A 14,704-nucleotide genomic window follows, 5' to 3' on the forward strand; every position below is an offset into this window, starting at 1 on the left:
TCGAAGACACCCGCCGATACCAACGTTGACCCACTACTGGGTTCGATGCCGGCCGCGGCCGACGAACTGGACGCCATCGTCGCGGCGACGAGGAAGAGCCGGCGTGAGGAGTCATGGCGGATCACCCCCGGGAATTGAAGCCAAGCTCGACACCGACGTGCTGTCGGAAGTCATCAATCACCTACCGCGAACAAGCCAATGGGTGGCTGTGGAGGAGCGAAGCGACCCCACGGCTCGCGGGCATCTGCTTTCCCCCCAGGCCGTCCCCCCGGCCCCGATCGAGCGATCCATTCGCTGCCAGGAGTCGGGTCCACGGCGCGCAAGCCGTGGGGTCGCTTCGCTCCTCCGCAACAACCGGGGCGGTGCCCGGCCACCCGACGGCCCGTGAGCCTGGGTTGCGGGGAGGCGATGGCTTGCGGGCCGTGGGGTCGCTTCGCTCCTCCACAGCCACCCCTTTGCTTGCGGAGCCCATGGGGAGCCACCCAGTCGCTTGCTCGCGGGGGCGATGCATCGGCCCGATCGATCTTTCCCTTTCCTCGGGCCCGGTCGTGGAATAGAGTTATGGGGAGGACTCCGGGTCGGGCGTCCACCTCGGCCTGGTCCGATCATGCTCAAGGATCTGTCGCGGGAGCGTCGGCGATGATCGACAGTCGTTCCGTCACTCGGTTCGCGATCCTCGTTTCGCTGGGAATCGCCGCCTCCGCCGCGGCCCAGGAGCCGAAGGCCACGCCCGCGCCGGACCAGCCCGCGGCCGCCCAGGGCAGCCCGGAAGAGACCCTCAAGGGCCTGTTGCTCAAGCGAACCGGCACGACCTGGATCCTGAGCGACGAGACGTCGGTCCTCAAGGACATCCGGGACGCCCGCGACCTGTATCGCAGGGTCGCCCAGGGGATGATGAACCAGCAGCAGGTCGCGGCCGAGGCCGGACGCCAGAAGATGGAGATGGGCCAGCTCCGCGAGCAGAGCAGCCTCCTTCAACAGCAGGTGACCCAGTACGATCAGCAGCTTGCCCAGACGCCCGGCGGGAACCCGCTCTACGACGCCCAGAGGGACCAGCTCAACAACGAGCGCAACCAGGTGGTGGGCGCCCTCAACCAGTTGAACAACCGGCTCAACCAGCTCGAGCGCGAGGACCGGGATAAGGACAGGAACCGCGACCAGGACCCCGCCCTGCTGCTCAACGCCGAGGTCTCCGAGGCCCGCGAGAAATACATGCAGTCGGTCTACGACCTCCGCAAGTCGGTGGATGCGCTCCTGAGCAAGTACTCCGAACTGGCGAAGAAGCCGGAGGTCAACCAGGCGCTGGAGGCCATCTCCGCGTCCACCAAGTCGAAGCACCGGCTCGGCCCGTCCAAGCCCCTGCTCGAGGCGATCAAGCAGCTCGAGAAGGCCGAGGGCTCGGTGCAGAGCGACTCGATCACGCTGCACAAGGAGAGCGGCGTCTATCACCTCTACGCCAACCTGAACAAGGTCCCCACCAAGATGGTGTTCGACACCGGCGCGGGACTCACCACGATCTCGGCGAAGCTCGCCCAGAAGATCGGCGTCAAGCCGCTGCCGACCGATCAGCCGGTCACCCTCAAGACGGCCGACGGGACCGAGATCCAGACCAAGATCCAGACGATTCCCTCGATCCGGGTGGGCAAGTTCTCGGTCGCCAACGTCGAATGCGCCGTGATGCCCGAGGACAAGGGGGACGTGGATCCGCTCCTCGGCCAGAGCTTCTTCAAGCACTTCAACGTCGACTTCCGCCCCGATGCCGGCCGGCTCAGCCTGAAGCGGCTCCAGACCGAGACCGACGCCGAGAACAAGGCCGTCGCCGGATCCGGCACCGAGTTCGGCTCCGAGCCGTCCGCGACGGCTCCCGCCACCGGCAAGGGCACCACGAAGGGCCGCAAGCCGGCCCGACCGTCCCGGCCGACCCTCCGCGGGAAGAAGCCGGCGACGCCGAAGGCGGCGACCCCGGCCGGCTCCTCGGACGGGGCCGAACCGGCGCCGAATTGAGCGAGGCCGGCGGACTGGGCTGCGAGTCAGCGGAGACGTTCGGCCAATACTTTCAGGACCTCGTCGAGCTTCTTCTCGAGGGATTCGACCCTCGTCCGAAGTACGATGACCTCGTCCCACCGAACGATCGAGGATCCTTCTGGCTCACGATTCGGAGGGAGCGAGGCCAACCCCTGCCCCGAGAAAATCGCCTCGAGGCTCCGATTCAGAGATCCGCTTCCGGGATTCGCCATGGGATCGCCCTCGCACCCGATTCGTCCCTTTCCGACGTGTAGTGCGTGCGAAGGCGATCCGGCAATCCTCTTTTCTACGGATTTCTCGAAACCTCACGCTCGGGCGTCGAGGTCGGCGAAGCGTCCAGCTCGTCCGTCTCCCAGACCCGAACCACACCATCGGCCGAGGCTGAGCCGAGCCTGCGGCCGTCCGGGCTGAATTCCAGGCCATGGATCCGGTCGCGATGGCCCTTCAATGCAAGGACCTCGCGACCGGTCTCCGGGTCCCAGACCCGGATCACGCGGTCGCCCCCCGCGGAGGCCAGCCGCGAGCCGTCGGGAAGGTAAGCCAGGGCCAGGATCCAGTTCGTGTGGCCGGCGAGGGTTTGAAGGTGCAGCCCGGCGTCCAGGTCCCAGAGCTCGACCGTGCCTTCGGCCCCGGCCGCGGCGACGACCCGATCGTCGGGGCGGATCGCCAGGGCGTGGATCGGTTGGGCGTCCTTCGCCGGCCCCAGCGTGCGGACGAGCTGGCCGCCGACGTGGTCCCAGACGCGGATCAGGCCGTCGCTGCCGGCGGAAAGGAGGCGGTCTCCCTTGCGGGTGAAGGCCAGGGCATGGATCGAGCCGATCGGACCGGTGAGCGACCGAAGCGTCGAGCCCGTCGCGGCGTCGCGGACGGCGATCGAGCGGGGTCGGCCGTCCGCCGCGGGCATCTTCCCCGAAGGCGCCTGGACGACCCGGAGCGGATCGCCGCCGCCGGTGGCCAGGATCGAGCCGGTCGGGTCGAAGGCCAGGCTCGCGATGCCCTCCTCCGGCTCGTCCACGGCCGCGATCTCCTCGAGGGTCGCCGCGTCACGGAGCCGCAGCCGGCGGTCGGTCCCGGCGATGGCGAGGAGGCGCCCGTCCGGGCTGTACCGGACGGCCAGCGTGGCGTACCAGCCGGACGGCGGCTCGCGGCGGACCGCGCCGGTATTCAGGTCCCAGACGGCCAGCGATCGCTTCGATCCGCCGACGGCCAGCGTCGATCCCGAGGGATGAAAGGCGAGGCCCCCCACCCAGCTCGGGGCTTCCGATCCCGACGCGGCGAACGGTGACGGCGACAGCACCCGCTCGCCCGGCTCGTTCTCGAGGTCCCAGACCTTGATGCAGGCGTCCTGGCTGGCCGAGGCGAGGCGCCGGCCGTCGGGGCTGAACCGGACGCTGAAAACGGGAGCGGCATGGCCATGGAAGCTGGCGAGGGGCGCGCCTGTGCGCGCGTCCCAGATCCGGACGCTTCGATCCAGGCACCCGGTGGCGATCCGGAGCCCGTCCGGGCTGAACACCAGGCCGTCCACGCGGTTGCCGAAACCGTCGAAAGAGAGCCGCTCGGCCCCGGTTTTCGCGTCCCAGACCCGCACCCTCCGATCCTCTCCGGCCGAGGCGACGACCGGATCCCGGGGATGGAAGGCCACGGCCCGGACGACGCCGGAGTGGCCGCGGAAGACCGTCGTCGAGCCCTCCCCCGCGCCGTCCACGCTCCAGATTCGAACCGTCCCGTCCTGTCCCGCCGAGGCGAGGCTCTTCCCATCCGGACTGAACGCGACACCGAGGACCGGCCCTTCATGGCCCCGAAAGACCCGATCCGGGGCGATCGAGGCGGCCGGACCGAGCATGAGGTTCCAGAGACGGACCGTGCCATCCTCGCCCGAGGAAGCCAGCCGGGTCCCGTCGTCGGAGAAGGCGACGCCGGCGGCCCACCCCGTGTGGCCGTTCAGGACGGCGATCGTGGAGCCGTCGGCGAGGTCGTAGACGCCCACCGACCCGGCCGCGCGGGCGACGGCGAGCCGTGTCCCCGACCGATCGAACGCCAGCCCGTAGCTGGTGCCGTCATGCCCGGGAATCCGCCGGATGGCGCGGCCGGCCTGCGCGTCCCAGAGGAAGAGGCCCGCGGGCTCTCCGACGCAGGTCACCTGCGTCCCATCGGGCTTGAACGAGGTGCTGCAAAGAAACCCGTTGTGCCCCCGGAGCGTGGCCAGCTCGGAGTGGAATCGCCGCCGAAGGTGCCGCCATTCCCAGTTCCGCAGCGGACCGGGGCAATGGTCGAGGATCGCATCGGCGCGGATCGGGTCGTCCTGCTCCCAGGCCCGCTCCGCCGCGGCGATGAGCTCGGAGGCCGAGGCCCTGGCCGCCTGGCCCAGCCCCGCTTCGGCCTGAATCCGGCGCGATGCCTCGGACTGACGATCGCGCTCCGCCCGGTCGGCCGCCGCCTGCCCCCGGACCGCCAGGATGATGGCGAGCGAGGCGATCGCCGTCAGCGCCAGCGACGCGGCGACCGCGGGCCTGCGGCGAGTCCAGCGCGCGATCCGCTCCGGGAGAGAGGCCCTGCGGGCGCGGATCGGCCGGTCCGCAAGCCAGTGCTCCAGGTCCTCGGCGAGTGCCTCCGCCGAGGGATAACGGTCCCCGGGCGACTTCTCCAGGCAGGCCGCGGCGATGGTCTCGAGGTCGCGGGGGATCCGCGGGTCGATCGTCCTCAGCCGCGGTGCGTCCTGCTCCCGGACGAGCCGGAGCGTCGCCATCACCGACTCCCCGCGGAACGGCGGCCGGCCCGCCAGGAGCTCGAACAGGATGGCCCCCAGCGCATGGACATCCGCCGCGGTGGTGACCGTACGGCTCTTCCCTTCGGCCTGCTCGGGCGCCATGTATCCGGGCGTCCCGACGACCGACCCGGTCGTGGTCAGCCCGGCCGCCCCCTCGTCGACCATGGACTTTGCCAGCCCGAAGTCGGCCACGACCGGCGTCCACTGCGCGGGCGAGTCCGAGGCCCGGCCTGCCAGCAGGACATTGGCCGGCTTCAGGTCGCGGTGGAGGATCCCGTGCCGATGCGCGTAGTGGACGGCCCGCGCGATGTCCGCCACCAGCTTCGCCGCGGCCCGGGGCTCGCCCCGGAAACGGCCCATCCACGCGGCCAGGCTCGCCCCCTCGACTAGCTTCATGCTGAAGTAGTGATGCCCCTCCTGCTCGCCGATCTCGTGTATCGGGACGATGTTCGGGTGGTCCAGCCGGGCGGCGGCCTCCGCCTCGAGGCGGAACCGCATCAGGTCGTCCCTGGTCGCAAGCCGCCCGGCGCGGATCATCTTGAGCGCGATCACCCGATTGAGGCTCACCTGTTTGGCGCGATAGACGATCCCCATCCCGCCCTCGGCGATGACATCGATGAGCTCGTAATCTCCGAAATAGCGGATCGTCCCCGGGGCTGGTCGGGGCTCATCGATCGGCGGATGGCGGCGGGTGTCGGGGCTCCCCGGCGTCAGGTGTCTCGTGCTCGCCGGGAAGGGGAGGACGTCGGGCGCGTGCCGATCCAGGTGATCGAGATTGGCGAAAAACGACGCGAGCTCGGCGGCAAGCTCCGGCTCCCGGCCCATGATCGCCGCGCGGTCGGGCTCCTCGCCCCGCTCGAGGGCCTCGAGGTAGGCGGCGATCGCCTCGTTGAGCCTTCGCTCCCGATCGATTTCATCGCCAGGCAGGCTGGCCGGGACGCTCGTCATGGCTGGCTCCGCGACTCAATCCTCGTCCAGGTTCGCCCGCAGGGCCTTCAGCCCTCGATGGAGCAGTCCGGCCACGGCGGGCCGCGTGGTGCCGATGGCCTCGGCGATCTCGGCGAGCGTGAGCCCCTGGAGATGATGCATCTCCACGGCTCGCCGCTGGTTCTCCGGCAGCATGTCGAGGGCCCGGGCAACGGCGAGCATCCGCTCGTGCCGCATTAGCTTCCGGCTGGGCGAGGGCTCGTCGTCGGCGAGGCAAGCCGCCAGCCTCGAGGACGACTCGTCGAGCCCGGCCCCGATCGGGCTCTCGCGGCGGACGTCGCGCTTCCGGGTGCTGAGCCGGCGAAGCCCGTCCGCCAGGTTGTGGCCGAGGATCGCCCGGAGCCAGGCGGCGGCCTCCTCCCGGGTGCGCCCGCGCGGGTCCACGGAAAGCTCCCGAAAGGCCTCCAGGAGCGTCTGCTGGACCACGCCGGAGACGTCCAGGCGATCGCGAAGCGCCGGGCCCACCTGCGACCTTGCCAGGACGTTCAGGTAGGCCCGGAACCGCTCGAGATCATCGGCCGTCATGGGCTCGGGGTTGGAGGGCATCACGAAAGGCCGCCGCCTTCGGGTTGAGATGAGCGAGGATGCGTTCCAGTGTAATGCACCCTCCCCGAGCTTCCCAGGCAATCATCGCGGGCTGGCGTTCTGGACCGCGACGGCCGGCCGATCCTCGATCGACGACCAGAGCGGATCGACGCGATCGGCCCGGCCGAGCTCCTCGTGGATGTAGGCCAGCTCCATCCGGGCGGTCCGTTCGTCGGCGATGCTCATGGCCGGCCCTCCCGGCGAGAGCCGCTCCTCCAGCGATGCGATCGACGCCTCCGCGGCCCCGGCCCGGTGGAGGCATCGCGCGTAGGCCCGGCCGACCCACCAGTCGCGGAACCAGGCCACGTTCTGCGGCTCGAGCTTGCCGCAATAGGCGCTCGATCGCTTCCGCATGCAGGCCTCATACGCGGCGGCCGCGGAGCGATCGACGCCCGTCCCTTCCAGGGCCGCGGCCCGGATCTCCTCGGGGGGCGCGGCGATCTCGCCCAGGTTGGCCTCGATGAGTGCGTTGGTGGCCCTCGCGGTCAGCTCGTTGAGGATCGCCACGCCGTGGGAATGGGCCTCCTGGTCCTGGCCGATCTCGCGGAGCAGGCGGGCGAGCTGGGCCCTCGCCTCCAGCGCGTTCGGCGAGGACTTCCGTCCGCTCTCGGCGTGATTCACGGCCGATCGCAGCGCGGTGACCAGCTCGGTCTTCAGCAGCGCCCGGCACGCCTGGCGAACGGGATCGCTCTTCGTCGTCCGCAGGACGCGTCGGAGGACCGGCTCGGCGTAGCGGCCCTGGTCGGACAGGAACCGGAACGCCCGCTCGCGGAGGGCCGCATCCGGGCTCGTGAGATCCTCCACAGCGAGCTCGGCCTTCCGTTCGCGGTCGGCGGACAGGAGCTCGATCCGCCCGACCATGACCCGGACGATCTGCTTCGGCCTCGGCGTGATTCCCATCGGGATGAACGCGTCGGTCCAGGCCTGGGGCAGCACGAAGAGGAGGCGGATGCCTTCGGACTGGAAGTAGCTGGAGGTCCAGGTATTGACCATCGCGCGGGCTTCCTTCTCGTACAGGCCCGCCGCGGTCAGGCGCCCCGCCAGGTCATCGGCGATCGACCGGGTGAACTCGTCGAGCGGCCGGGCCTCGGTCATGGCGGGGATCACGCCCGCCGCGGATGTGCCCGGTGCGAGCAACGGCAGGTGTCGATAGGCCGCGCGGCCGTTCTCGACCCGGACGATGAAGACATCTCGGATGCCCTCGGCCAGGGTGGGCACGCTCTCGACGGCGATCCGCCCGCCGGAGCTCTCCTCGAACTTCACGGGCAGGCGGGCCTCGCCAAGTCCCCGGTAGAAGAGATACTTTTCGAATTCAGGAACCGCGGGCGTCCGCGCCGAATTCAGGGCCCGGACATAGGCGGCGTCCACGTTGCGGGCGAAGTTCCAGAGGGAATCCTCGGATGTTGCGGGGAGCGAGGGAGACTCGGGATCCCGTCGCTCGAGGAGCTCCTCCGCGATCTTTCGGGGGATGACGTCCACGTTCCAGCAGATCCGGCCGTTGGCCACCTTGTCCCCGCGCTGGGCGTGCTCCGCCAGCGACGGCACGACGCGCTGGGCCTGGGGATACCACTGCGTCCAGACCCCCTTCGGGAAGTTCACGCCGACCTGCACCCGCTGGGGCGTGTCGGTGTAGAAGTAGATCACCGGCGTCTCCCCCTTGAGGAAGATCGACGGCATCCGAAGCTGGTCTCGACTCCGGGCATGCACGAAGGGGGGCAGGGCGTGCTCCTCGTGGTACATGCCGTCCAGCGACGTGCCGTCGGAGCCGCTCATGGCGAGGAAGGTGCCCCACTCGTGGACGATGAGGTCCGAACCGGGCGCGGGCTCCGGCCGCTTCTGGCCGGTGGCCTTCTCCTTCTCCTTTTCCTCGACCCGGAATCCAGCCGGCCGGGCCGCCGGAACCAGGACCATCGGGGCCGCCAGCGCGGCCACCAGGGCCGTCCCCAAGGCCAGTTTCTTGATCGCGATCATCGGTCTCCCCCCATCGCGAGCGACACATCAAGGGCGGCGGACGCGCCGCCGAGAGTGGTCGCGGAACGATCTTCTACCCGTAGAGGCGTGGCCGGGAGGGAATCGGAGCGCGGCGGGGGGATTTTCCGGTGGCCGTGTCGGGGGATTACCGCAGACGAGGCACCCCCGATCGCCGGACGGAGCCGGCTCCTAGGGGCGGTGTTTTTCGCCTGCTCGGACCTTGACGAGATGGCCTCGGAAGGACTTCAGGCTCGTGCAGGTCGCCGCGGCCCTGTTGAGTGCGCTCAGCGTATCGGCATCGTGGATGGCATCTAGATCCGGTCGCAACTCCAGGGCACCCGGACCGAAGCGGGCTTCGAGGACCTCGAGGATGGACTTGCGGGCGGCCACCTGGGCGGCGTCGCGGGACCACTCGACCTTGAGCTTCTCGAGGAGCGGCGATTCGATCATGGCTTCTCGTCCCCCGAACAATTGGAAGAGCCTCTCGTCAGTGTATCGCAGGCCGGCGAGGATTTGCGAGACGACCAGCAGGTTCTCACGCTCCTCCGGGAGGGCGTCTCGGTCGATCCGCTCCCGGCAGCGGCGAAAAATCGGGGCGGGTGGCCCGTCGAAGTGGCAGAGCGGAACCCAGGGGATGAGTCCAACGTCGCCAGCTTCAAGCAACTCCTCGGCGGGGAGCTTCCACAGCTCGATCGTCCGCCAGGTCATCTGGAGTCGGGTCCAGCCCTGTTCGCTGCGAAGGTCGGCGGCATGGGCGGGCCGGCGGGGCCGCTTGTGGCTGAGGATCACGACGAGGACCTCGGGGAGGATGCCGCGATCGAGATAGACGAGGCTGGCGTCGCGGACGGCCTGGTCGGCGACTCGGGGCTCGGCGTAGGTTGCCATCTCGAGGATGTAGGGGCTGGCATTGTCCTGGCCGGTCCGGCGGGCTTCGAGGAAGGCGTCGGGATGGAAGCGGGGCTGGACGAGCTCGGCCTGCAAGGCGCGCCATTCGACCAGGTCGCGGATGCCGGCGAGCCAGAGGATGGCGTTACCGTGATGCTCGATGAGCCACTTGCTGCTCTTGTCGTACTCGTGCATCGATGGGCCTCAATGCGAAAGCAGTCGGCCCGCCGGCGACCGGACGACCGAGGTTCGCCAGGTCGCCGGACGGAGCCGGCTCCTTCAGCAGACGCCGCTTCGCGTCTGCGACACGCTCTATCGGGCCTGGATCGACACCTCGGCGCCTTGCAGTCCCTCGGACGAGGCCCGGACGGTCACTTTCCCCGAGGAACCCGGGACGGACCGGACGATGACCTGGCAGAGGCCGTTGTAGGCCGAGCGTCGTGTCGCCTGGAATGGCTCATGGCTGGTGGCGTCGCCGTTGCCGACGGCGACGATCTCGCCGGGGCCATCGACCGAGAACTCGACGAGGTTCCGGCTACGAGGGACCGTGCGACCCTCGCGGTCGGTCACGGCGACGTCCAGGTACGCCAGGCTCGGACCGGCCGCGAATGGACTGGCCGGCTCGGCCTCGATCTGCAGGCGGGCCGGCTCGCCCGTCGTCGAGACGCGGTCGCGGGCCCATTCCTTGCCATCGCGATAGGCGATGACCTCGAGGGCGCCGGGCCGATAGGTGACGTCGTCCCACCGCAGGCGGTACTCGAACGCCCCGCGCTTCTTGCGGCCGAGCGAGGTCCCGTCCTGGAAAAGCTCCGCCTCGTCGCCCGACGTGTAGACGTGCACGGGCGTGACCTGCCCGACGCGTTCCGGCCAGTTCCAGTGCGGTAGGATGTGGGCCATGGGGTGATCGGGACGCCAGCGGGCCTGGTAGATGTAGAAGCGGTCCTTCTTGAACCCGCAGAGGTCCACGATCCCGAAGTAACTGCTGGCCGAGGGGACCCTGAGCCGGCCGAGCTCCTCGAGCTGCTTCCGCATCGCCGCCTTCCGGGCCGGGTCGGAGAAGTTGAGCAGGTTGGTCGTGTCCGAGTTGTAGGGCGTGGGCTCGCCGATGTAGTCGAAGCCCGTCCAGACGAACTCGCCGAAGAATGCGGGATTGCGGTCGAGCGCCTCGAAGACCTCGTCCGGCGGCTGGGCCCACGGCGGGGCGTCCACGTCGTAGGACGAGACCTGGAAGTTGGCCTGCGAGTCCTTGCCCCGCTTCACCGGGAAGAAATACTCACCGCGCGAGCTGACGCACGAGGATGACTCCGAGGTGTAGATCGGCTTCTCGGCGTTGGCCGGGAAGTCGAGGATCGGCCTGTAGGCCCCGAGGTTGTAGTTCAGGCCGAAGACGTCCACGGCGGCCTGGAAGCCGTTGGTCCCGGCCTTCGGCTGGTTGCAGCCGGCCGTGACCGGACGCGTCGAGTCCTCGGCATGGACGATGTCGCGGAGCGGTTTCGCGAGCTGTGGACCGTCCTGCTCGGCGATCTCGTTGCCGATGCTCCAGAAGGCCACGCTCGGGTGGTTCCGCTCGCGCCGCACCATCGCCTGGAGGTCGCGCTCGTGCCAGGCGTCGAAGATCCGGCTGTAGTCGCCCGCCGTCTTCCCCTCCTTCCAGCAATCGAACGCCTCGACCATGACGAGGAACCCCATCCGATCGGCCAGGTCCAGCAGCTCCGGCGCGGGGGGATTGTGCGAGGTCCGCAGCGCGTTGTCCCCCATCTCCTTGAGGATCGTGAGCTGCCGCGCCAGGGCGGAGACGTTGAGCGCCGCGCCGAGGGGTCCGAGGTCGTGGTGATTGCACGTCCCCTTCAGGAAGACCTTCCGACCGTTCAGTTTCACGCCGTCGCGCGGGGTGAACTCAATCGTGCGGAAACCGAACGGCTGGTCGTAGACGTCGACCGGCTTGCCCCCCTGCTCGACGATCACGCGGGCGAGATAAAGGGTGGGCTGGTCGAGGTCCCATCGGCGCGGATGCTCCACCGTTGTCTTCAGGTTCACCGTGCCGGACTGGCCGTTGAACAGGTTCGTGGCGACGGTCTCGGTCCGGGCAACCTCGCGGCCGGGGCTGCCGTCGGGGCCGATCTCGAGGATCTCCGCGCGGACGGCGGCCGTGGTCGCCTCCATCCCCTGGTTGTCGACGGTCACGGCCAGGTTCACGGCCCCGCGGTCGTCCGTCAGCCCCGGCGTCGTGGCGAAGACGCCCCAGTGGCCGACATGGACGGGCGACGTCTTCACGAGCCAGACGTTGCGATAGAGCCCCGCGCCGGGATACCACCGCGAGCCCCAGTTGACGGTGTCCAGCCGAACGGCCAGGACGTTCTCCGCGCCGTATTTCAGGTGTTTCGTGAGCTCGAGGCGGAAGGGCTGGTAGCCGTACGGCCAGCCGCCGACCTCCTGGCCGTTGAGCCAGACCCGGGAGTTGGCCATCGCGCCGTCGAAGTCGATGAAGACCCGCTTGCCCTGGTCGCCGGCGGGGACGGTGAAGTGCTTGCGATACCAGCCGATCGCCTTCCAGGGGAGCTTGCCGGTGTCGCCCGGCAGGTCGTCGCGGAACGGGCCCTCGATGCCCCAGTCGTGGGGGACCGAGAGCGTCCGCCAGTCGGATTCGCGAAACGTGGCGACGGATGGAGCCTCGCCCGCCGGAAGGTCGGCGTTGGGGATGAGCTTGCCGGCGGAGTCGAAGAGCCGCACTTCGCGGATGCTCGCCCACTTGCCGTTCGGCAGGGAGGTGGGCCGGATCCTGAGCCGCCGAGCGGCCTGAGAGAGCTCGATCCGCTTCGCCGCACCCTTGCTGCGGCACCCAGGAGCAAGGACGTCGACGACCTGGTTCCCCACGACTCCCGCGATTTCGAACGCGTAGTCGAGATCCGGGAACTCCCAATCGATCTCGACGGAGCGGGCCGGACCCGTCTCACCCAGGTCGAGCGTCAGCCATTCCCTCGTCCCCCCGCCCGCGGCGCACCATCGCGTGTTCGGGTCGCCGTCCACCGCCAGGTCCGCGGTGTTCCCCTTGCCCGACTCCTCGCTCGACGCCGAGGCGTGGATGGTCTTCCTCGGCGCCCCCGGCTCGAGCCGAGTCGACCCGTCGGGCATGGGGCCGAACCGGGCGAACGTCCAGCCCTCGTTGAAGGACGTCCGCTCGCGGGCATTCTCGGCGAATGCCGACGTGGTAACCAGCAGCAACGACGAGACGACACACAACCACGAAAAGGGAGAGAGGCGCATGGACAGATCACTCCTGGGCGGGCGCAGGGCCGGGACCGTTCCCGGATCCTACTCCTGCCCAGGGTCGTCAACAATCCGCCGGTCTCCCTCGATCACGGCGTGCGGCGGAAGCTCAAACCAGGGTCATCGGGGGGTCCCGCCATCAGCTTGAACTGGAAATGATCCTCGTCGGTCCAGGTGAGGTGCCCGACCAGCGGTGGCTGGTCGTCCTTCCCCTTCTGGACCAGCGTCAGGATTCCATTGCCGTACGTCCGCTCCCCCTGGAACTCTCGATTCTTCCCCTGCGAGGCGACGCCCCAGGAGAAATGGCCGTCGTTCGTCAGCCGGAGCGTGATGGTCGTGTCCGCGGCCGGCTGGGCCGTCCATGTCCCTTCGAGCTTCCCCTCCTTCCCGGCGGGGGCCGCGGGAGCCGTAGCCGGCGCCCCCGGCCCGATCGCCGGCGCGGGCGGGGTCGCGGCCGGATTCGCCCCGGCGGCCTGCTTGGTCAACTGCTGGAGCAACTGGCTGGAGATCGTGTCCTTGGGCTCAAGGCGAACGACCTCCCGGAGCTGCTGGACCGCGGCCTCGACGTGCTCCTGGGAAAGATAGTGATAGGCCAGCAGGAACCGGTCCGCGGCCGACTGTGGATTCGCGCGAATGGCAGCCTCCAGGGCCCGGAGCTGCTGGGTGTAAACGTCCACCGAGGGGTAGAGCCCGATCAGCGTGGCCCAGTCCCACCCCGGTCCGGTGGATAGGACCGCGTAGATGGTCGTGGCGGCCTCGTCGAATCGCCCCAGGGCGAAGAGCGTCAGTGCCCGGAACTCGTGCAGCGAGGGATCGTTGGGGAGGACCTTCAACGCCTGGTCCGCAAGGTTCAGGGCGGAGCTGTAATTCCCCGACTTGAACGCGTCGCGTGCCTGGTCAAAGAGCGAGGTCTCCTGGTCGATCACGGTCTGCGCGGGGGCCGCCGCCGGCGGACTGATCGGCTGCGAGTAATCGAAGACCGGTGTTTCCTGCACGATCACGGCCGGCTGGCTGAGGAAATACGGGTTCGCGTAGGTCGTGTAACCCCAGTCATAGAGCGCAGGCCCCCACATCCAGGACGACAGGCCCCAGCCCAGCCCCATCCCCAGGCCCATCCCAAGTCCCCAGCCGCCCAGCCCCCAGCCCGGCCATCCCCAGCCGCCACCCCATCCCCAGCCGCCGCCCCAGCCCCAGCCGCCACCCCAACCCATGCCGCCCCAGCCCCACCCGCGGTTCCATCCCCAGCCTCGATTCCAGCCGCCACCCCAGCCTCGATTCCAACCGCCACCCCAGCCCATGCCGCGGTTCCAGCCCATGCCGCGGTTCATCCCGACACCGGCGCCATTCCATCCGCCGAAACCACGGTTATTGATGCCGCCCGGGAAGCGTGCCCCAGCAAGGCCGCCGTTCAACCTGGCGTTGTTCATGTACGGGTTTCGCCCCCCCATGCCCACGAAATTGCGGTTCGAGCCGGCGAGTCCGCCCGCACCGCCGCGACCCGGGCCCAGGTTGCCACCGTTCAGCCCTCGGTAGCCCGCGAGCGCAGGGTTCCGGTTCCCGAACGCCATGTCGCCCCCGGGCCCGCGACCCATCGCGGCGCCGCCCCTGGGAAAGGCCCCCCCGGCGCGTCCGGCCATCCCGCCGGGCATCCCGCGAACCGCCCCGCCGCCCGGCATCCCGCGCATGCCCCCGAGGTTGGCCATCCCGCGATTCGCCCCCATGCCGGGGGCACCGCGGAATCCACCCATATTCGGAGCGCCGCGGAATCCGCCCATGTTCGGCGCACCGCGGAATCCACCCATATTCGGAGCGCCGCGGAATCCGCCCATGCTCGGCGCACCGCGGAACCCACCCATCGATCCCCCGCGGAATCCGCCCATCGATCCGCCACGGAATCCGCCGCCGCCGCCTCCCCGGAATCCGCCGCCTCCTCCTCCTCGGAACCCACCTCCCCCCCCACGTCCGCCGCGCTGGGCCAGCGTCTCGGGATTCAGTCCGTGACAGAGCACCAGGGATAGTCCGACGATCACGGCGATGCGGGATGTCCAGGACATGTCGGGCTCTCCTCGGTGGGGCGACCGGATGCGACTCTCTATTAATAGGCTATGCCGTCACCAAGGGGATTGTTCGCGGGCCGACCTCGAGTCGACAAGGTGGGCGTGAAAATAGTCGCCGGCCGGCAGGACCGACCCGGACTGAGGTCGGCCGGTCCTGCAC

At 69.5% G+C, this 14,704-nt stretch carries 7 protein-coding genes; 1 reads left to right on the top strand and 6 read right to left on the bottom strand.

The window, feature by feature from the left end; translation table 11 throughout:
* The first annotated feature begins 639 nt into the window (after positions 1 to 639).
* Positions 640 to 2,004, top strand: a complete 1,365-nt coding sequence (locus G6O54_RS23415) for a retropepsin-like aspartic protease (RefSeq protein WP_165228640.1) — start codon at positions 640 to 642, stop codon at positions 2,002 to 2,004.
* Between the two features lie 307 nt (positions 2,005 to 2,311).
* On the opposite strand, the gene G6O54_RS23420 is transcribed toward G6O54_RS23415, so the two are convergent.
* From G6O54_RS23420 to G6O54_RS38555, 6 genes are all read right to left on the bottom strand, one after another.
* Positions 2,312 to 5,740, bottom strand: a complete 3,429-nt coding sequence (locus tag G6O54_RS23420; protein ID WP_165228642.1) for a protein kinase domain-containing protein — start codon at positions 5,738 to 5,740, stop codon at positions 2,312 to 2,314.
* Positions 5,741 to 5,755: 15 nt separating this feature from the next.
* Entirely contained in the window at positions 5,756 to 6,304 is a 549-nt protein-coding gene (locus G6O54_RS23425) for a sigma-70 family RNA polymerase sigma factor (protein WP_165228644.1), read from the bottom strand.
* 102 nt (positions 6,305 to 6,406) lie between these two features.
* Positions 6,407 to 8,335 carry a hypothetical protein gene (locus G6O54_RS23430; RefSeq protein ID WP_165228646.1) on the bottom strand — a complete coding sequence of 643 codons (1,929 nt, stop codon included), beginning with the start codon at positions 8,333 to 8,335 and terminating at the stop codon, positions 6,407 to 6,409.
* Between the two features lie 189 nt (positions 8,336 to 8,524).
* A complete protein-coding gene (locus tag G6O54_RS23435; protein WP_165228648.1) occupies positions 8,525 to 9,415 on the bottom strand; it encodes a hypothetical protein in 891 nt (296 codons plus the stop codon).
* 117 nt (positions 9,416 to 9,532) lie between these two features.
* Positions 9,533 to 12,484, bottom strand: coding sequence for a beta-galactosidase GalB (gene galB, locus G6O54_RS23440; protein ID WP_165228650.1), 2,952 nt, complete (start codon positions 12,482 to 12,484; stop codon positions 9,533 to 9,535).
* 92 nt (positions 12,485 to 12,576) lie between these two features.
* On the bottom strand, positions 12,577 to 14,541 hold the full coding sequence (locus G6O54_RS38555) for a tetratricopeptide repeat protein (protein WP_261357717.1): 1,965 nt from the start codon (positions 14,539 to 14,541) through the stop codon (positions 12,577 to 12,579).
* Positions 14,542 to 14,704 lie beyond the last annotated feature (163 nt).

This window comes from Aquisphaera insulae (assembly GCF_011064615.1).
Classification (GTDB): Bacteria; Planctomycetota; Planctomycetia; order Isosphaerales; family Isosphaeraceae; genus Aquisphaera; species Aquisphaera insulae.